The 18,779-nt window shown below is 55.2% G+C and carries 14 protein-coding genes; 8 read left to right on the top strand and 6 right to left on the bottom strand.

Annotation, left to right across the window (positions count from 1 at the left end; genetic code table 11):
* Positions 1-5: 5 nt before the first annotated feature.
* The 4 genes from uraA to bglK all read right to left on the bottom strand — a co-directional run bounded on the left by uraA (position 6) and on the right by bglK (position 4,568).
* Positions 6-1,292 carry a uracil permease gene (gene uraA / locus DR88_RS06450; RefSeq protein ID WP_002913824.1) on the bottom strand — a complete coding sequence of 429 codons (1,287 nt, stop codon included), beginning with the start codon at positions 1,290-1,292 and terminating at the stop codon, positions 6-8.
* Between the two features lie 95 nt (positions 1,293-1,387).
* Positions 1,388-2,014, bottom strand: a complete 627-nt coding sequence (gene upp / locus DR88_RS06455; RefSeq protein ID WP_002913827.1) for a uracil phosphoribosyltransferase — start codon at positions 2,012-2,014, stop codon at positions 1,388-1,390.
* Positions 2,015-2,231: 217 nt separating this feature from the next.
* Entirely contained in the window at positions 2,232-3,665 is a 1,434-nt protein-coding gene (locus DR88_RS06460) for a 6-phospho-beta-glucosidase (RefSeq protein WP_004149286.1), read from the bottom strand.
* 9 nt (positions 3,666-3,674) lie between these two features.
* Positions 3,675-4,568 (bottom strand): beta-glucoside kinase BglK, encoded by an 894-nt coding sequence (gene bglK, locus DR88_RS06465; protein WP_025860605.1) that lies wholly within the window; start codon positions 4,566-4,568, stop codon positions 3,675-3,677.
* 263 nt (positions 4,569-4,831) lie between these two features.
* Here bglK and purM point away from each other — a divergent pair, with 263 nt between their 5' ends.
* From purM to ppx, 4 genes are all read left to right on the top strand, one after another.
* Positions 4,832-5,869, top strand: coding sequence for a phosphoribosylformylglycinamidine cyclo-ligase (gene purM, locus DR88_RS06470; protein WP_004149288.1), 1,038 nt, complete (start codon positions 4,832-4,834; stop codon positions 5,867-5,869).
* Positions 5,866-6,507: a phosphoribosylglycinamide formyltransferase gene (purN, locus tag DR88_RS06475; protein ID WP_004145656.1), complete on the top strand. Its 642-nt coding sequence runs from the start codon at positions 5,866-5,868 to the stop codon at positions 6,505-6,507. Before purM ends, purN begins: the two co-directional genes overlap by 4 nt.
* A 180-nt stretch (positions 6,508-6,687) precedes the next feature.
* The gene (ppk1, locus tag DR88_RS06480; RefSeq protein WP_002913838.1) at positions 6,688-8,748 is read left to right on the top strand and encodes a polyphosphate kinase 1; all 2,061 of its coding nucleotides are present in this window, start codon (positions 6,688-6,690) and stop codon (positions 8,746-8,748) included.
* A 3-nt stretch (positions 8,749-8,751) separates the two neighbouring features.
* Positions 8,752-10,284 (top strand): exopolyphosphatase, encoded by a 1,533-nt coding sequence (gene ppx, locus DR88_RS06485; protein ID WP_004149289.1) that lies wholly within the window; start codon positions 8,752-8,754, stop codon positions 10,282-10,284.
* 53 nt (positions 10,285-10,337) lie between these two features.
* Here ppx and DR88_RS06490 read toward each other — a convergent pair whose 3' ends face one another.
* Entirely contained in the window at positions 10,338-12,566 is a 2,229-nt protein-coding gene (locus DR88_RS06490; RefSeq protein ID WP_004149290.1) for a sensor domain-containing phosphodiesterase, read from the bottom strand.
* 370 nt (positions 12,567-12,936) lie between these two features.
* On the opposite strand from DR88_RS06490, the gene DR88_RS06495 reads away from it, so the two are divergent.
* Positions 12,937-13,110 (top strand): YfgG family protein, encoded by a 174-nt coding sequence (locus tag DR88_RS06495; protein WP_004174861.1) that lies wholly within the window; start codon positions 12,937-12,939, stop codon positions 13,108-13,110.
* Between the two features lie 96 nt (positions 13,111-13,206).
* Here DR88_RS06495 and DR88_RS06500 read toward each other — a convergent pair whose 3' ends face one another.
* Positions 13,207-14,118: a LysR family transcriptional regulator gene (locus tag DR88_RS06500; RefSeq protein ID WP_073901078.1), complete on the bottom strand. Its 912-nt coding sequence runs from the start codon at positions 14,116-14,118 to the stop codon at positions 13,207-13,209.
* Between the two features lie 73 nt (positions 14,119-14,191).
* Here DR88_RS06500 and DR88_RS06505 point away from each other — a divergent pair, with 73 nt between their 5' ends.
* The 3 genes from DR88_RS06505 to DR88_RS06515 all read left to right on the top strand — a co-directional run bounded on the left by DR88_RS06505 (position 14,192) and on the right by DR88_RS06515 (position 18,748).
* Positions 14,192-15,424 (top strand): MFS transporter, encoded by a 1,233-nt coding sequence (locus tag DR88_RS06505; protein ID WP_004149291.1) that lies wholly within the window; start codon positions 14,192-14,194, stop codon positions 15,422-15,424.
* 293 nt (positions 15,425-15,717) lie between these two features.
* Positions 15,718-16,896: an anaerobic sulfatase maturase gene (locus DR88_RS06510; protein WP_004149293.1), complete on the top strand. Its 1,179-nt coding sequence runs from the start codon at positions 15,718-15,720 to the stop codon at positions 16,894-16,896.
* Positions 16,880-18,748 (top strand): sulfatase family protein, encoded by a 1,869-nt coding sequence (locus DR88_RS06515; protein WP_004149294.1) that lies wholly within the window; start codon positions 16,880-16,882, stop codon positions 18,746-18,748. Before DR88_RS06510 ends, DR88_RS06515 begins: the two co-directional genes overlap by 17 nt.
* The last annotated feature ends 31 nt before the right edge of the window (positions 18,749-18,779 follow it).

Here is an 18,779-nt window from a genome sequence, read left to right as displayed (position 1 = left end):
GATCGTTATTTAAACTCTTCGCTATCCGCCGCGTCGAGGACCACCTCTTCCGGACGCAGGACGCTGATAAGCTTGAAAATCAGGCTGAGGGCGATGCCCACGATAGTCGCCAGCGCCATCCCTTTCAGCTCGGCGGCGCCAATGTGCACTTTAGCGCCGCTAACGCCGATGATCAGGATCACGGAGGTGAGGATCAGATTCTGCGCTTTACTGTAATCCACCTTCGATTCAATCAGTACGCGGATCCCCGAGGCGCCGATCACCCCGTACAGCAGCAGGGAAACGCCGCCCATCACCGGCACCGGGATGATCTGGATAGCCGCCGCCAGTTTGCCGACGCAGGAGAGCAGAATCGCAATGATCGCCGCGCCGCCGATTACCCAGGTGCTGTAGACCCGGGTAATCGCCATCACGCCGATATTTTCACCGTAGGTAGTGTTGGGCGTCGAACCGAAGAAGCCGGAAACGATCGTCGACAGGCCGTTGGCAAACATCGAACGATGCAGGCCCGGGTCGCGGATCAGATCGCGCTTAACGATATTGGCGGTCACCACCAGATGCCCCACGTGCTCGGCAATCACCACCAGCGCGGCGGGCAGTATGGTGAAGATAGCAAACCACTCAAAGCGCGGAGTGTAGAAAGTCGGCAGCGCGAACCAGTGCGCCTCGGCGATCGGGGTGGTATCGACCACGCCCATCACAAACGACAGCGCATAGCCCACCAGCACGCCGATCAGGATCGGGATAATCGCCAGGAAGCCGCGGAACAGCACGGATCCGAACACCGTCACCGCCAGGGTCACCATCGAGATAATAATGGTTTTACTGTCCGGTGACTGGCCGTCGGCCGGCAGCAGCCCGGCCATATTAGCCGCCACGCCCGCCAGTTCGAGGCCGATAACCGCAACGATGGCGCCCATCGCCGCCGGCGGGAACATCACATCCAGCCAGCCGGTACCGGCTTTTTTGACAATAAAGGAGACGAGGCAGAACAGCACGCCGCACATAATAAAGCCGCCCAGCGCCACTTCGTAGCCCAGCGGCAACAGCAGCAGCACCGGGGAGATAAAAGCGAAGCTTGATCCCAGATAAGCGGGAATTTTGCCTTTACAGATAAAGAGGTACAACAGCGTACCGATGCCGTTGAACAGCAGGACGGTGGCCGGGTTAATGTGGAACAGAATAGGCACCAGTACCGTTGCGCCAAACATGGCGAACAGATGTTGCAAACTAAGCGGGATTGTCTGTAAAAGCGGCGGTCTTTCACTCACCCCGATGGCACGGCGCGTCATAGTGTATTCCTCTGAGAGTCGTCTGTTATTTGCTGTGGATTACTTTTATTCAAAAAAAAGCCGACTCTCAAAGTCGGCTTTTTTCGCGGTATATTTTATTTCGTTCCAAAAATCTTGTCGCCGGCATCGCCGAGACCGGGAATGATATACCCGTGCTCGTTCAGTCCCTTATCGACAGAGGCGGTGTACAGCTCAACGTCCGGGTGGGCTTTCTCCAGCGCGGCAATCCCTTCCGGCGCCGCCACCAGCACCAGCACCTTGATGCTGGTGCAGCCGGCGTTTTTCAGCAGATCGATAGTGGCGATCATCGACCCACCGGTGGCCAGCATCGGGTCAACGACCAGCGCCATACGTTCATCGATGTTAGACACCAGTTTCTGGAAGTAAGGCACCGGCTCGAGGGTTTCTTCATTGCGATAGATACCGACCACGCTGATACGCGCGCTTGGCACGTGCTCCAGCACCCCTTCCATCATGCCGAGGCCAGCGCGCAGGATAGGCACAACGGTAATTTTCTTGCCCTTGATCTGCTCGACTTCCACCGGACCGTTCCAGCCTTCAATAGTGACTTTCTCAGTCTCCAGATCGGCGGTGGCTTCATAAGTCAGTAAGCTGCCCACTTCTGAGGCGAGTTCACGGAAGCGTTTGGTGCTGATGTCGTGCTCGCGCATCAGGCCCAGCTTGTGTTTGACGAGTGGGTGTTTGACTTCCACAATCTTCATTCTCTTTCTCCTCTGAGGGGCAGCCACAAAAAAAATCGCGGGATTATACCGCTTTTTGCGGATTGTGCCATACCCATCTTGCTTGACGTATATCAAGCAAAGTGATTTAGAGACAAAAAAACCGGAGGCGAGGCTCCGGCTTGGGTGCGGGGTGCAGTCCATACGCTTACGCGGGCCTACGTGTATTGTAGGTCGGTTAAGCGTTAGCGCCACCCGACTACGACAGCTTCTCCCCGTTGCTGGCAATTACCTGCTGATACCAGGCAAAGGACTTTTTCCGGCTGCGTGCCAACGTGCCATTGCCTTCATTATCTTTATCGACATAAATAAAGCCGTAGCGTTTTTTCATTTCCCCCGTGCCGGCGGAAACCAGATCGATACAGCCCCAGGGGGTGTAGCCCATCAGATCGACGCCATCCTCGACCACCGCCTTTTTCATCTCCGCGATATGGGCGGAGAGATAATCGATACGATACTGGTCATTGACGCTGCCGTCCGCTTCGCGGACATCAATCGCGCCAAAGCCGTTTTCGACAATAAACAGTGGCAGCTGGTAGTGATCCCAGAACCAGTTCAGCGAATAGCGCAGGCCGACCGGGTCAATCTGCCAGCCCCAGTCCGACTTTTTGACGTACGGGTTGGAGACCAGGCTGGTGGTTTCATCATAATCAAGCAAGGGGTTGTCTTCGGTGGCTTTGGTAGCGAACGACATATAGTAGCTAAAGCCAATGTAGTCGACACAGCCCTCGGTTAACGCCTGACGATCGGCTTCGGTGATATCCAGAGTAAAGCCGCGGCGGGCAAAATAGTTGAGCAGATGCTGCGGATAGCGACCGCGCACGTGGACGTCGGTAAACCAGTAACGGCGGTGCATGGCGTTCATCGCCATCATCATATCGTCCGGGGCGCAGGTCAGCGGATAGATGGGGCACATAGCGATCATGCAGCCAATCTGCAGCGCCGGGTTGATCTCGCGCGCCGCTTTCACCGCCAGGGCGCTGGCCACCAGCTCATAGTGCGCGGCCTGGTACATCACCGGTTCCCGGTCTTCATCCGGCAAATATTTCAAACCGGAGTTGGTGAAGGGGGCAAAGTCCTCATGGAAGTTGGCCTGGTTGTTGATCTCGTTAAAGGTCATCCAGTACTTCACTTTATGTTGATAGCGGGTGAAGACGACCCTGGCAAAGCGCACGAAAAAGTCGATTAGCTTGCGGTTGCGCCAGCCGCCGTACTCGGTGACCAGATGATAAGGCATTTCAAAATGCGACAGCGTAATGACTGGCTCAATGCCGTGTTTCAGGCATTCGTCGAACAGATCATCATAAAACTTCAGGCCAGCCTCGTTGGGCTCCAGCTCATCGCCCTGCGGGAAAATACGCGTCCAGGCAATCGAGGTGCGAAAACATTTGAAGCCCATCTCGGCAAACAGCGCCAGGTCTTGTGGATAACGATGATAAAAATCGATCGCCTCATGGTTCGGGTAGTTTTTCCCGGCCACCACGCCGTCGGTAATTTCCCGCGGCACGCCGTGGGCGCCGGCGGTCATCACATCCGCCACGCTGATCCCCTTGCCGCCCTCCTGCCAGCCGCCCTCTAACTGATGCGCTGCGACCGCGCCGCCCCACAGAAAACCTGCTTTAAATCCGGACATAGTCTCTCCCTAATGTCGATCGTCGTCTGGCGAACGATACAGCTGATTAAAATGGTAAACCGCGCCAATCAGGCCGGCATCGTTGCCGTGACTGACGGTATCGAGATAGTCGGCAATGCCGAACCAGGCCAGATGCTGGCACAGTAGCGTCAGAAATCCTGGGCGTTCCACAACGCCGCCGCCGATAAAAATGGTCTGCGGATCGAAGATATGGACGAGGTTATAAAGGCCATGGCCCAGGCCATTGAAGAACTCGGCGACCAGACGCTGACAAACCGGGTCGCCGGCGTCATAGCGGTCGAAAATCAGTTCGCCTGTCACGCTATCCAGCGGCGCGCCAATATATTGCGCATAGCGATGGCGCAGCACCCGCAGAGTGCAGTTCTCATTCATCGAATAGCGACGAGGATCGCGTCCGCCGGGACGGTCGGTAAGCATGTAGCCGAATTCGCCGGCACGAAAACGCGCCCCGTTGATCAGCTGGTGTTGGCAGAAAATCGCCCCACCGATGCCAGTACCGATAGTGAGCACCAGAAAATTGGCCATCTCCGCCGCTTTGCCCTGCCAGCGCTCGGCCAGCAGCACACAGTTGGCGTCGTTTTCCACCGAGACCGGCAGCCCGGTTCGCGTCTCGAGCCACGATTTCATGGCGAAGTTATCAAATCGACGGATAGCGCCGCCCATGGTGATAAAACCGCTGTGCGGATCGATATAGCCCGGCGCGCTGATGGCTATTCCTTCACACGACGGATGGGCCGCCAGCCACGACAGCATTGCCTGTAAGATCCGATCGCCATCGCTGTCATTGATTGACTGCCTGGCGGTTTCCAGCAGCCTGCCGTCGCGGGCCATCACGCCCATCTTTAACGCGGTGCCACCGATATCAAATGCCGCAATCTTCATTCATCCCTCTCCTGACCCGCGTCAATCACCGACAAAATGCGTGGCAAACCAACACGGAAACCGGTTTCAGTCGTATAATGGGGATTCCTTTACGTAGAGGCAAGCACCAGACTGTACCCGGTTTCATTTTCGTGAGCAGTATCAAATTTAACCATTCATCAGCGGTTTTACGCCAACTGTAAAGCAGGCTCGCAAACGTTTGCTTTCCCTGTTAGAATTGCGCCGATTTTTCTTGCTTACCGCAAACGCGTGGAGACTTCGCAGTGACCGATAAAACCTCTCTCAGCTATAAAGATGCCGGCGTGGATATTGATGCAGGCAACGCTCTCGTCGACCGTATTAAGGGCGTGGTGAAGAAAACCCGTCGCCCGGAAGTGATGGGGGGACTGGGCGGATTCGGCGCGCTGTGCGCACTGCCGCAGAAATACCGCGAGCCGGTACTGGTCTCCGGCACCGACGGCGTCGGTACCAAGCTGCGTCTGGCAATGGATCTGAAGCGTCACGACACCATCGGTATCGACCTGGTCGCCATGTGCGTGAACGACCTGGTGGTTCAGGGCGCTGAGCCGCTGTTTTTCCTGGATTATTACGCCACCGGTAAACTGGACGTCGATACCGCAGCCAGCGTCATCAACGGCATCGCCGAAGGCTGCCTGCAGTCCGGTTGCGCGCTGGTCGGTGGTGAAACCGCAGAGATGCCCGGGATGTACCACGGCGAAGATTACGACGTGGCGGGTTTCTGCGTCGGGGTAGTGGAAAAATCAGAAATCATCGACGGCAGCAAAGTGACCGATGGCGACGTGCTGGTGGCGCTGGCGTCCAGCGGCCCGCACTCTAACGGCTATTCGCTGGTGCGTAAGATCATTGAGGTTAGCGGCGTTGACCCACAAACTACCGACCTTGACGGTAAACCGCTGGCCGACCATCTGCTGGCGCCAACCCGCATCTATGTGAAATCGGTGCTTGATCTGATCGCCAGCGTTGACGTCCACGCTATTGCCCACCTGACCGGCGGCGGCTTCTGGGAAAACATTCCGCGCGTGCTGCCGGATAACACCCAGGCGATCATCGATGAGTCCTCCTGGCAGTGGCCATCCGTCTTCAACTGGCTGCAAGCCGCCGGTAACGTCAGCCAGCATGAAATGTACCGTACCTTTAACTGCGGCGTAGGGATGATTATCGCCCTGCCGGCAGCGGAAGCGGACAAAGCGATTGCCCTGCTGAATGACAAAGGTGAAAACGCGTGGAAAATCGGGTATATCAAAGCCTCCGATTCCGAACAGCGTGTGGTCATTGCATGAAAAACATCGTGGTGCTGATTTCCGGTAGCGGCAGCAATTTGCAGGCGATCATCGACGCCTGCGGCCGGAAACAGATAAACGGCACCCTGCGTGCGGTATTCAGTAACAAGGCTGATGCGTTCGGCCTTGAGCGCGCGCGCCTGGCCGGCATCCCGGCCCATGCGCTGGCGCAAAGTCAGTTTGCCGACCGGGAAGCGTTCGATCGTCAGCTGATGCATGAAATCGACGCCTACGCCCCGGATCTGGTGGTGCTGGCAGGCTATATGCGTATCCTTAGCCCGGCGTTCGTCAGCCACTATCAGGGACGTCTGCTGAACATCCATCCCTCGCTACTGCCGAAGTATCCTGGCCTGCATACTCATCGTCAGGTGCTGGAGAACGGTGACGAGGAGCACGGTACCTCGGTGCACTTCGTCACCGATGAGCTGGACGGTGGGCCGGTTATCCTGCAGGCCAAGGTGCCGGTCTTCGCTGGCGACAGCGAGGAGGAAATCACGGCGCGGGTTCAGGCCCAGGAACATGCCATTTATCCGCTGGTCATCAGCTGGTTCGTCGATGGACGTCTGCGCATGGCAGGCAACCACGCCTGGCTGGATGAGCGACAGCTTCCCCCGCAGGGCTATGCCGCCGACGAATGAACAACCAGCCCCGCATGTGCACATCGCGGGGCTTTTTTTTAATTAAAAGTGTTTACTAATCAAACATCTCACAGAAATAATTCTTCTTACTGTCATATTGTTGTGACACAGTAAATCGCTATGCAGAAAAATTCGTCATAATAGTCTACGTCCTGTGAGTAAAACGGAGTGTGAGCGGTAATGGGCCAGGAAAAGCTATACATCGAAAAAGAACTCAGCTGGTTGTCTTTTAACGAACGCGTGCTGCAGGAAGCGGCGGACAAGAGTAACCCGCTGATTGAGCGCATGCGCTTCTTAGGGATTTACTCCAACAACCTGGATGAGTTTTACAAAGTGCGCTTCGCTGAGCTGAAGCGCCGGATTATTATCAGTGAAGAACAAGGCAGTACCGCCCATTCTCGCCACCTGTTAGGCAAAATTCAGGCCCGCGTTCTGAAGGCCGATCAGGAATTCGATAGTCTGTATAATGAACTGTTGCTGGAGATGGCGCGTAACCAGATCTTCCTGATCAACGAGCGCCAGCTGTCCGTCAATCAGCAGGCCTGGCTGCGCAACTACTTCAAGCAGTATTTACGCCAGCATATCTCGCCGATCCTGATCAACCGCGAAACGGACCTCGTGCAGTTCCTGAAAGATGATTACACCTATCTGGCGGTGGAGATTATCCGCGGGGAAAACATCAACTATGCTCTGCTGGAAATACCGTCGGATAAAGTGCCGCGCTTCGTGAACCTGCCGCCGGAAGCGCCGCGTCGCCGCAAGCCAATGATCCTCCTGGATAACATCCTGCGCTATTGCCTGGACGATATTTTTAAAGGCTTCTTTGATTACGATGCGCTGAACGCCTACTCGATGAAGATGACCCGTGACGCCGAGTACGATCTGGTGCATGAGATGGAGTCGAGCCTGATGGAGCTGATGTCCTCCAGCCTCAAGCAGCGCCTGACCGCCGAGCCGGTTCGCTTCGTCTACCAGCGCGATATGCCGGATGCGATGGTCGAAATGCTGCGCGATAAGCTCTCCATTTCCAACTACGACTCAATGCTGCCGGGCGGCCGCTATCACAACTTTAAAGACTTTATCGGCTTCCCGAACGTCGGTAAGGCCAATCTGGTCAATAAACCCATGCCACGCCTGCGTCATCTGTGGTTTGATAAATTCCGCAACGGCTTCGACGCCATTCGCGAACGCGACGTGCTGCTCTACTATCCCTATCACACCTTTGAGCACGTGCTGGAGCTGCTGCGTCAGGCCTCCTTCGACCCCAGCGTATTGGCGATCAAAATCAACATTTACCGCGTGGCCAAGGATTCGCGCATTATTGACGCGATGATCCACGCCGCCCACAACGGTAAGAAAGTCACCGTAGTGGTGGAGCTGCAGGCGCGCTTCGATGAAGAGGCTAACATTCACTGGGCGAAACGCCTGACGGAAGCGGGAGTCCACGTTATCTTCTCTGCGCCAGGTCTGAAGATCCACGCCAAGCTGTTCCTTATCTCGCGTAAAGAAGGCGATGAGGTGGTGCGCTACGCCCACATCGGCACCGGTAACTTTAACGAGAAGACGGCGCGGATCTACACCGACTATTCGCTGTTAACCGCCGATGCGCGCATTACCAATGAAGTCCGCCGGGTGTTTAACTTTATCGAGAACCCCTATCGTCCGGTTAGCTTCGACTACCTGTTGGTGTCGCCGCAGAACTCGCGTCGTCTGCTGTATGAGATGATCGATCGCGAGATCGCCAATGCGCAAAACGGGCAACCGTCCGGGATTACGCTGAAGCTGAACAACCTGGTGGATAAAGGTCTGGTGGACCGACTGTATGCCGCCTCCAGCTCCGGCGTGCCGGTTAATCTGCTGATCCGCGGCATGTGCTCGCTGATCCCGGGTCTGGAAGGTATCAGCGAAAATATCCGCGTCATCAGTATTGTGGACCGTTTCCTCGAGCACGACCGGGTCTACTGTTTTGAAAACGGTGGCGATAAACAGGTCTGGCTCTCCTCTGCCGACTGGATGACGCGTAACATCGATTATCGCATCGAAGTTGCCGCTCCGCTGCTCGATCCGCGTCTGAAGCAGCGGGTGCTGGATATTTTTGATATCCTGTTCAACGATACGGTAAAAGCGCGCTATCTTGATAAAGAACTGAGTAACCGCTATGTGCCGCGCGGCAATCGCCGTAAAGTGCGCGCGCAAATGGCGATTTACGATTATCTCAAATCACTCGAACAACCCGACTAACCTATGCCAATAAACGATAACACCCCTCGGCCGCAGGAGTTCGCTGCGGTTGACCTTGGTTCGAACAGTTTTCATATGGTGATCGCCCGTGTCGTCGACGGCGCCATGCAGATCATCGGACGCCTGAAACAGCGCGTACATCTGGCCGATGGCCTCGATGAAAACTCGGTGTTGAGCGAAGAAGCCATGACCCGTGGGCTGAACTGCCTGTCGCTGTTTGCCGAACGCCTGCAGGGGTTCTCCCCCTCCAGCGTCTGTATCGTCGGGACGCATACGCTGCGTCAGGCGACCAACGCGGCGGAGTTTCTTAAACGCGCGGAAAAAGTGATCCCCTACCCGATCGAGATCATCTCCGGTAATGAAGAAGCGCGCCTGATTTTTATGGGCGTTGAGCACACGCAGCCGGAGCGCGGCCGCAAGCTGGTGATTGATATCGGCGGCGGTTCAACCGAGCTGGTCATTGGCGAAGATTTTGAGCCCCGCCTGGTGGAAAGCCGCCGCATGGGCTGCGTGAGCTTCTCGCAGGCCTATTTCCCTGGCGGCGTTATCAATAAAGAAAACTTCCAGCGCGCGCGCCTGGCGGCGGTGCAGAAGCTGGAGACGCTGGCCTGGCAGTTCCGTATTCAGGGATGGACCGTGGCGCTGGGCGCCTCCGGCACCATTAAAGCCGCCCAGGAAGTGCTGGTGGCGATGGGCGAGAAGGACGGATTTATTACGCCGGAACGCCTCGAAATGCTGGTCAGTGAGCTGCTGAAGCATAAAAACTTCGACGCGCTCAGTCTGCCCGGTCTCTCAGAAGACCGTAAAGCGGTCTTTGCGCCTGGGCTGGCGATCCTCTGCGGTGTGTTTGACGCGCTGGCCATCAAAGAACTTCGTCTGTCCGATGGCGCGCTGCGCGAAGGTGTCCTGTACGAGATGGAAGGCCGCTTCCGCCACCAGGATATTCGTAGCCGCACGGCACAGAGTCTGGCAAATCAGTACAACATCGATCGCGAACAGGCGCGCCGGGTACTGGAAACTACCACCCAGATGCTGGAGCAGTGGCAGGAGCAGAATCCCAAGCTGGCCAATCCGCACCTCGCGGCGCTGTTGAAATGGGCGGTGATGCTCCATGAGGTAGGGCTGAATATCAACCACAGCGGCATGCATCGTCACTCGGCCTACATTCTCCAAAATAGCGACCTGCCGGGCTTCAATCAGGAGCAGCAGATGCTGATGGCCACCCTCGTACGCTATCATCGCAAAGCGATCAAGCTCGACGATCTGCCGCGCTTTACGCTATTCAGGAAAAAGCAGTTTCTGCCGCTAATTCAGCTACTGCGCCTGGGCGTACTGCTGAATAACCAGCGTCAGGCTACCACTACGCCGCCGACGCTGCGCCTGCAGACGGAAGCTCACCACTGGACGCTGACGTTTCCGCACAACTGGTTTAGCCAGAATGCGCTGGTGCTGCTGGATCTGGAAAAAGAGCAACAGTACTGGGAAGGCGTGCCGGAATGGATGCTGAAGATTGCTGAAGAAGAGCCAGACGCCTGATCGTATCTTTGGCTATCAACCGAGCCGGGCGCTTACGCCCGGCTTTTTGCTGCTCAGCCGGTCATCTCCTCCGCCAACTGCGTCAGAGGTACCGGTACCCCGATATCATAGCCCTGCATATAATCGATCCCCAGCGTGATGACCGCCTGACGTATTTCCGGCGACTCCACATATTCGGCCACCACCTGCATGTTCTTCATACGCGCCAGACGACAAATAGAGTCCACGACCTGGTAATCAAGACTGCTGGCAAGCAGATTGCGAATAAAACTGCCGTCGATTTTAAGAATGTCGACGTTCATTGTTTTTAACCGGGCGTAGCTGGCGTAGCCGGTACCAAAATCATCGATCGCCACCCGGCAGCCCAGCGCCCGCAGATGCTCTAAAGTCTGACAGACCAGCTCGGGATTGCTGAGCGCGTAGTTCTCGGTCAGCTCGAAAATAATCTGCCATGGCTCAATGTTGTAGGCCTGCAGCAGCGCTTCGACCTCCTGAGGAAACTGGCTGCGGCTCAGCGACACCGGAGAAAGATTGATCGCCAGCCGCAGACCGGGCAGCGCCCGCCGGTTGGCGTCCATAAAGGCCAGCGTATGCTCAATAACCCACTGGTCCACCCGCGTTGACAGCCCAAACTCGTGCGCCACCGGCAAGAACTCGTTTGGCCCCGTTAGCTCACCCGACTCCCCTTCCATCCTCACCAGCACTTCATGATAGCGATCGCCGCGAATGCCCTGGATAGGCTGCGCCATCAGGACAAAATGGTCATGTTCCAGCGCTTTGAGAATGCGGTTCATCATCACGACTTTATCTTTCAGATCCTGCTGAACATGGCCCGCGCCGCGGCGCTGTAAATTTTCCGGATGGCCGCTGGCTAACGACATGTCGGCAATGGTGTTCAACTCGCCAAGCAGTAAATACAGATGCTTGACCGGCGAGCGAACGCTGCAATAGCTCATGCCGATCCGCGGCTGCAGGGGGACCCCGTCCCAGTGGAAACGGAACTGTCGCAGGGAGCGGTCAATTAAGTGAATGCGCGCCTGGTGCCCTTCGCTATTGAGACGGAACACTAAATCGTGACCGGCAAGATGATATACCGCTTCGTTGGGCTGCAGCAGCGTTCTCAGATGGTTCGCCAGCATTTGCTTATACTGGATTCGCAAAAGTACCCCATAGTGGCGCCCCAGCAGTTCAAGCTCAGGAATGCGCAGAAAACAGAGCGTCGACCAGCTCGTGCCGTTGAGCGCCCGGCTCAGCGCCCGCAAGTTCGGCATATGAACCACCGGGTCGAGGAAGGCCATCTGCCGGACGCGAGCGTAGATCAGCCGCTGCTGTGTCGCCAGCATCGCCGTATAGGCGACAATAAACGAGAATACCAGATAGCTTGATGACGTGATCGCCAACTGGGTGTTATAGCTTGGGTAAATTGGTAAGTAACGGTAATGAAAATGGATCACGGCAATCAGCACCGGCGTCCAGATCAGTGAGATAAAGCGATAGCCAAAACGCATGGCACCCCAGAGCATCACCGGCATCAGCAATGACAACGTATAATTCGTACTAAATATGGTGCTGCTATCATTAAGCGGCATCAATAATAGCCACAGTAGCAGAATTAATACCGTCGCCCAGCAAATGATTTCAATTTTTTTTATTTTTGGATCAATTTGTAAGCGAACCTGAGAAATAAAGCCGCGTAAATGAAAAGGATTACGAATGACCCGTAACACAAAATAACACAGCGGCATGCCGGTCAGGCACCCTACCATTAGCGCCTGAAAGGTGATTAATGAACGTAAACTAAATGGCGTAACGCCGGTCATTTCCGTTGTGCGCGGATGGAGTCCAAGATATTCGGCAATCTGTGACAAAATCAGAAAAATGACCGAGGGGAGCAGCATTTGCCAGAACAGACGATGCGGCATCAGTCGGACGTTGCCGTGTGAGACCTGCTGACGCTGGGGGACAAAAATGCGGTAGCCGCCCCAGCAGAGCACGCAGGGGATAAGGAAATGGAACAGTACACCGATGGACTGCTCAAGCAACATGCCGTGGGCCAGAGTTAACAGCAGGCCAATAATAATGCCAGGGATCGCCGCCCAACCAAAAAACATCATCAGGCTGAGCACCAGCGCCAGGGGAAGATAATACAAAAATACCATATGACCATTGAGCATGGTGTAGGTATTCGCCCATCTGGCGACCGGTAATAACAGCGCAGGCAGAACGAGCGGTAAAGCCCACCACTTGTCGCGATATTGTTGATAGTATTTTAATAAATTCATAGGTGCTCTACAGAGTGCCTCTGCTCCCGCGAGGCATATTCAGGCAGGCATCCAACCACCCATGCTGACCGCGTAAATAATAACGATACGGTAACGTCCGCTGATTTTAGTGGCCAAGAGAAGGAGACTATTGATATAAATCAACAAATGCTGACGCCAACATTAATAAATCTTATTTTTCCCGACATTTCACGGCTAATAAAGTGAGCATGTAAATACGACGATTATCTTATATAACATTAATTAATGTTTTCACTGCCGCACTTTTACATCTGCATCAATTGACCCCATCTCGTTCCTGTGCCTTAATACCCCCATCGCCCATCTTCGGGTATACTTCAAGGATCCTTTTGTGAGTCAGGCACCCAGTATGCGTAAACGACATCGATTTAACCGTCGCATGACCCGTATCGTACTGCTTATCAGCTTTCTCTTCTTCTTTGGACGCTTTGTCTACTCCTCCATCGGCGCCTGGTACCATCATCAGGATAAAAAAGCGTCGCAGGAGTCATCGCTCACCGTCGAGCCCTCCCCCCGCGAGTAATCCTTTGATTCTAATACTGCAAGCGCCACACTCCGCAGGCAGAGCCGCTCGCTGCTGAAGTACTGTATTTGATGCGGTAATTTTGCCGTCGGCGATTTATAAGCGCACGGTATGCAGCAGGCGCAGCATTTCAGCGATACCTTTTGTCACAATTTTGTCCTGACGCATGACTACCGCCAGCTGTCGGTATAGCCGCGGCGCCAGCGAGTGTACGCGTAATCCGTCGCGATCCTCCACCCGCTCCACCGCCATGCGGGGCACGATGCTGTAGCCCAGCCCTGCCCGCACCATGCGCTTAATCGCCTCGATGCTCCCCAACTGCATTACCGGCGTCACCGCCAGTCCCGCCGAGCGGAACCAGCGGTCAATCAGATCCCGCGTGCCGCTACCCGCCTCGAAGGCAATGAGCGGCTGCGCCTGCAGCTCGGCGGGAGTATAAACCGCCGGCATCTCCGTCTCGCGGCTGGCATAGATGGTCACGAACTCCTCATCTAACATCGCAGTCACCGCCAGACTGCGCCCCTGCACGGGCAGCGTGACCAGCCCGAGATCGAGCCGGTTTTCTTCCACCGCGCGGACGATATCCAGCGTGTTGCCGGTGGTCACCCCCACCGTCAGCAGCGGGTGCTGCTGACGAAGATGCTGCAGCAGCGGTGGAAGAAGATGAATGCAGGCCGTCGCGCCTGTCCCCAGCGTCAACGATCCATTAACCTCCTGACTGAATGCGCTGACCGACTGCACCGCGCTATTCACCACCCGATCGATCTGCTCGCTGTGGGCCAGCAATGCCATTCCCGCCGCCGTCGCCTTGATCCCACGTCCGGTTCGCTCCAGCAGCCTGGTCTGTAAAAACTGCTCCAGCTGACGTACCTGCAGGCTGACGGCAGGTTGGGAGATCCCCAGCGCGTCGGCGGCGGCAGAAAAGCTGCCGCGCTGTACGACCAGCCGGAAGGTCGCCAGATTTCCCAGGTTCAGTGTTGTCATAAAAGTTTCTCTTATACCGCGCATAAGGTGGCCGCTCTGCCAGAACAATAGCCTGCCGGGTATGCTCAGGACAACTGTCTTAACGGAATGAAAAACCATGGAAATAAACGCTATTCCCCGACGCCTTGCCTTCACCGCGGGCGGTCAGCAACTCATCAACTGGGGGATCTCTTTTTATATGCCCGGCACCTTTGCCGGGGCTATCGCCGCCGACAAAGGATGGTCCTTGCCGCAGATCTATCTCGGCCTGACGCTTGCGATGCTGATGATGGCCGCTGTCTCCCCGTTCGTTGCCAGGCTGCTGGCTCGCTTTGGCGGAAGACTGGTGGTCACCAGCGGTACCTTACTGATAGCCGCCAGCTGCGCCATGATGGCCTGGCGCCCTTCGCTGGCCGGCTGGTACGGCGCCTGGCTGCTGACCGGCATCGGCATGCGGCTCTCACTGTATGATGCGCTGTTCGCCGCAGTGGTGAATCTGTACGGTCAGCAGGCGCGGAAAACTATCTCTCATATCACTCTCGCTGGCGGTCTGGCCTCTGCCCTCTTCTGGCCGCTGGGCGAGGCGTTATTAACCATCATGCCCTGGCAGAATGCCCTGCGGATCTATGCACTGTTTGGCCTGCTGAGCGCATGGCTGAGTTATCAACTGCCTCGCCAGCGGCTCAATTCAGCGGCGAAATCACCAGCCTCGCCAGCGACAGCAGAGGGCGACCGGCGTAACGGGGCGCGTTACGCGATCTTTATTGCGCTGATCACCTTCATCTCTAACGGTACCTCTACCCATCTGCCGGAGTTTATCAGCCACTTTGGTCTGCCGGTTGCCGTCGGTATGCTGTGGGGATTCGGCCAGACCGGCGCCCGGCTGGGGGAAGTGCTGGCCGGTCCCCGGGTCACCTCACTCACGCTAACGCGTTTTACTGCGCTCGCCATGCCGCTCTGTTTTCTCCTTGGATTGAGCAGCACGACCTTTGCCGGATGCGCAGCCGGGTTTGTGCTGGGCTATGGCGCGATTAACGGGCTGGTGACGATTGTCAAAGCGACGCTGCCGCTGGCGCTGTTTAGCGCAGAAAGCTACGCCAGCCGCACGGGTCTCCTGCTGATCCCCGGGCAACTGATGGCAGCTGTTTCACCCTTTGCCTACGCATGGCTGAACCACCGGCTGGGCATTATCGGCGGAATGTGGGTGTCCACCGGGTTAACGTTGATCGTTGCCGGACTGGCGCTGGCGATTGTGCGCGAGGCGGGTAAGGCGCAGGATGAACGTAATGTAGAATATCCGGCAGCGGCCGTTGACCAACCGATAGCCAAAAACAACCTTGCTGAAGAGTAAACGTGGATCACTACGCCCTTGATAATTTACGCCTGCCCTTATAGCCATATGGCAGGCATTATTCATATTATAAATTTTTAATGAAAATACATTCACCAAATCAATGATGAAATTTTTAAGAGAATAGCAGGGCATGCTGTCACCTGCGAAAAATAACGATACCGCCTGTATTTTTCGCTTGCATAATGATCCAAAAAATAAAGCCAGTCGCCATCGGTAACATTAGCCACACCTCCGGTAACACAATTAGCCTTACTCTCTTCCTCATCGAAACCGTTCGAGCATAGCAAAGAATGAGCGCTAATTTTAATACCGTAGCAAAACCCGGCGGCAATCGATGCAATCTGGCCTGTCGGTATTGTTTCTATCTGGAAAACGAGGTTCCGCGTCCAGGGTATGCCACCATGGACGACCTCACGCTGGAAGCATACATTCACAACACCATTTCATCGACCCCCTCGCAAAACGTCGAGTTTTGCTGGCAGGGCGGTGAGCCTACCTTATGCGGGCTGGATTTTTTTGCAAAGGTGGTCGAGCTCCAGCAGCGTTACCGTGGTAACAAAATCATCGCCAACAGCCTGCAAACCAACGGCATCTTGCTGAACGATAAATGGGCTCGTTTTTTGCGTCGTCATGGATTTCTGGTCGGATTATCCATTGATGGCCCTGCGTCACTCCACGACACCTGGCGTACGACGGGCTGCGGAAAACCCACCTGGGAAAAAGTTGTGCAGGCCATACGCTGCCTGCAGCAGCATGACGTTCCGGTGAATGCCATGGTGGTGGTCAGCCGCCAGTCTGCAAGCCAGGGGAAAAGTCTCTATCGCTGCCTGAGCCGCGAGCTAAACCTTCACCATCTCCAGTTTATTCCTCTCGTTGACTCCCCTGCTCCCTGGTCAGTTACCCCTGAGGGCTGGGGCAAATTTTTGTGCAGTGTTTTCGACGACTGGCTGGAAAACGATGTTGGCAGGGTGTTTATCCAGTACTTTGATAATCTGCTCGGCGTATGGGCCGGCCAGCCCGCCACGCTCTGCACCATGCAGCCTGTCTGTGGGCAGAGTTTACTGGTGGAGCAAAACGGCGATGTCTACAGCTGCGATCACTTTGTCTCAGCGGAATATAAGCTGGGTAATCTGAAGCAAGATGCTATGGCAGCGATGGCGAGCTCGCCATTTCAGCAACAGTTCGGGAAGCAAAAGGGCCAACTCTCTGCCCGCTGTCAGAGCTGCCACTGGCGCTTTGCCTGCCATGGGGGATGCCCTAAACACCGTTTTACCATCCATGACGACGAAGCACAGAATTACCTGTGCAGCGGCTATTTAGCCTTTTTCGGCCATATCACGCCCTATATGAACGTCATGCGAAGCCTTTTATTAGATTGCCATCCGCCCGCGCTCATTATGAGTCTTATCCCGGAGATTCGGCAAAATATATTACAATTAACGGAGTCTGAAGATGAAAGAACCAAATAAAATAGATGGAAATCGCCGCGATCTCCTCAAAGGTCTGGGGATTGCCGCTGTCGTGAGCCTGTTACCAGAGACGGGAAACGCCGCACAAAATAATGCCGCCCCGAAAGCGGCATGGGATATTCCTTTCACCGGCGAAATCCCTGACACACTGCCCGAAGGCTACAATATTTTACTCATAACCTGCGATCAGGAACGTTATTTCGAGCGGTATCCCTTTCCGGTGCCGGGCCGGGAACGCCTGATGAAAACGGGTATCACTTTTACCAATCATCAGAACACGGCCAACGTTTGTACGCCATCGCGCTCTGTCATGTACACCGGGCTCCATATGCCGCACACCCGGATGTTTGATAATCTTGGCTTCCCCTGGATGAATTACGATCTGGACCCGGAATTACGTACCGTGGGCCATATGATGCGTGAACTGGGTTATTACACGGCGTATAAAGGTAAATGGCATCTTACCCGGGAGATCGATCAGCCGGTCGCTGGTAAATCGGTAGAAGAAATGGACCTGGGCGAGATCCCGACGCCGCGACTGCATGAAATTATGGAAAAGTATGGTTTCTCTGATTATCACGGCATTGGCGATGTCATCGGGAAAAGTAAGGGCGGCTATTTCTTTGATTCAGTCACCACGGGGCAGACCATTAGTTGGCTACGTAACACCGGCCGCCCGCTGAATGATGAAAATAAACCCTGGTTCGCGGCAGTAAACCTGGTTAACCCCCACGATGTCATGTTTATCGACACCGATGAGCATGGTGAGCAGGTGCAGTGGAAAGGGCCAATGGATAAAGAAAACCACACCCTGCTGCCAACCCAACCCCCGCACAACCAAATCTATCAGCAAAGCTGGCCAGACTATCCGCTGCCTGCAAACCGCCATCAGCCGCTCGATGAGCCTGGCAGACCTGCCGCCCATAAAGAGTACCAGAATGCCAGGGCGGTGATGGAGGGACAGTTCCCCGATGAAGACCGGCGCTGGCGCAAATTACTGGATTATTATTTCAACTGTATTCGCGATAATGACCAGCATCTTGAGGCGATTCTCAATGAACTTGATAATCTTCAACTGACGCAAAATACGATTATCGTCTTTACCGCCGACCATGGGGAACTCGGAGGCTCCCACCAGATGCATGGTAAAGGTTCCTCGGTGTACAAAGAGCAGATCCATGTGCCGATGATCATTCGCCATCCGGCGTATCCGGGAAACATCCGCTGCAACAGTTTGACTAATCATCTGGATTTAGTACCGACCCTGATTGGTCTGACTGGACGCGATCGGTCGCTGCGAGAGAAAGTCCTGGAGGGCAGAAAAGGCCGGGATATGAGCCCATTACTGGTGCATCCTGAGCAAGCGGGCTTAAATGCGCTGCGTCCGGGTTCGCTTTATTGTTACGGCATGATCCTGTATATGGATGCGCAATACACGGCAAAATTCAGAAAGCTGGCTGGAGAAAAACTCCCGCACGATCAATTTAAAAAAGCGATCGCGTCACTCCATCCTGATTTTTCCCATCGCTCAGGGATCCGTATGATCAACGATGGACACTATAAATTTGCCCGCTACTTTTCGCTCAAGCAGCATCATATTCCTGCTACCCTGGCCGAGCTGCTGGAGAATAATGATGTTGAACTTTTCGATCTGGTTAACGACCCCGAAGAAAATCATAACCTCGCCCGGGAGCCAGAGAAATACCGGGATCTGTTAATGACAATGAACGATAAACTCAATCAGCTCACTGCCGCTGAGATTGGCGAAGATGATGGCAGCTATATGCCCCCGTTTGAAGGAAGCCAATGGGATCTGACGGCGGCCCAGATGCATCAATATATGCGCGATTAGCGCTTGCCGTCAGGTGGGAGACCTTAATGTA

Origin of the sequence: Klebsiella pneumoniae (genome assembly GCF_000742135.1) — a bacterium.
Classification (GTDB): domain Bacteria; phylum Pseudomonadota; class Gammaproteobacteria; order Enterobacterales; family Enterobacteriaceae; genus Klebsiella; species Klebsiella pneumoniae.
This window is presented reverse-complemented; position numbering and strand designations above follow the sequence as displayed.

Excerpts from the sequence above, each read along its gene's own strand:
- DR88_RS06510 (WP_004149293.1), top strand. The coding sequence starts at position 15,718 with ATGAGCGCTAATTTTAATACCGTAGCAAAACCCGGCGGCAATCGATGC.
- DR88_RS06505 (WP_004149291.1), top strand. The coding sequence starts at position 14,192 with ATGGAAATAAACGCTATTCCCCGACGCCTTGCCTTCACCGCGGGCGGT.
- DR88_RS06495 (WP_004174861.1), top strand. The coding sequence starts at position 12,937 with ATGCGTAAACGACATCGATTTAACCGTCGCATGACCCGTATCGTACTG.
- upp (WP_002913827.1), bottom strand. The coding sequence starts at position 2,014 with ATGAAGATTGTGGAAGTCAAACACCCACTCGTCAAACACAAGCTGGGC.
- DR88_RS06500 (WP_073901078.1), bottom strand. The coding sequence starts at position 14,118 with ATGCGCGGTATAAGAGAAACTTTTATGACAACACTGAACCTGGGAAAT.
- purN (WP_004145656.1), top strand. The coding sequence starts at position 5,866 with ATGAAAAACATCGTGGTGCTGATTTCCGGTAGCGGCAGCAATTTGCAG.
- DR88_RS06490 (WP_004149290.1), bottom strand. The coding sequence starts at position 12,566 with ATGAATTTATTAAAATACTATCAACAATATCGCGACAAGTGGTGGGCT.
- ppk1 (WP_002913838.1), top strand. The coding sequence starts at position 6,688 with ATGGGCCAGGAAAAGCTATACATCGAAAAAGAACTCAGCTGGTTGTCT.
- uraA (WP_002913824.1), bottom strand. The coding sequence starts at position 1,292 with ATGACGCGCCGTGCCATCGGGGTGAGTGAAAGACCGCCGCTTTTACAG.
- ppx (WP_004149289.1), top strand. The coding sequence starts at position 8,752 with ATGCCAATAAACGATAACACCCCTCGGCCGCAGGAGTTCGCTGCGGTT.
- DR88_RS06515 (WP_004149294.1), top strand. The coding sequence starts at position 16,880 with ATGAAAGAACCAAATAAAATAGATGGAAATCGCCGCGATCTCCTCAAA.
- DR88_RS06460 (WP_004149286.1), bottom strand. The coding sequence starts at position 3,665 with ATGTCCGGATTTAAAGCAGGTTTTCTGTGGGGCGGCGCGGTCGCAGCG.
- bglK (WP_025860605.1), bottom strand. The coding sequence starts at position 4,568 with ATGAAGATTGCGGCATTTGATATCGGTGGCACCGCGTTAAAGATGGGC.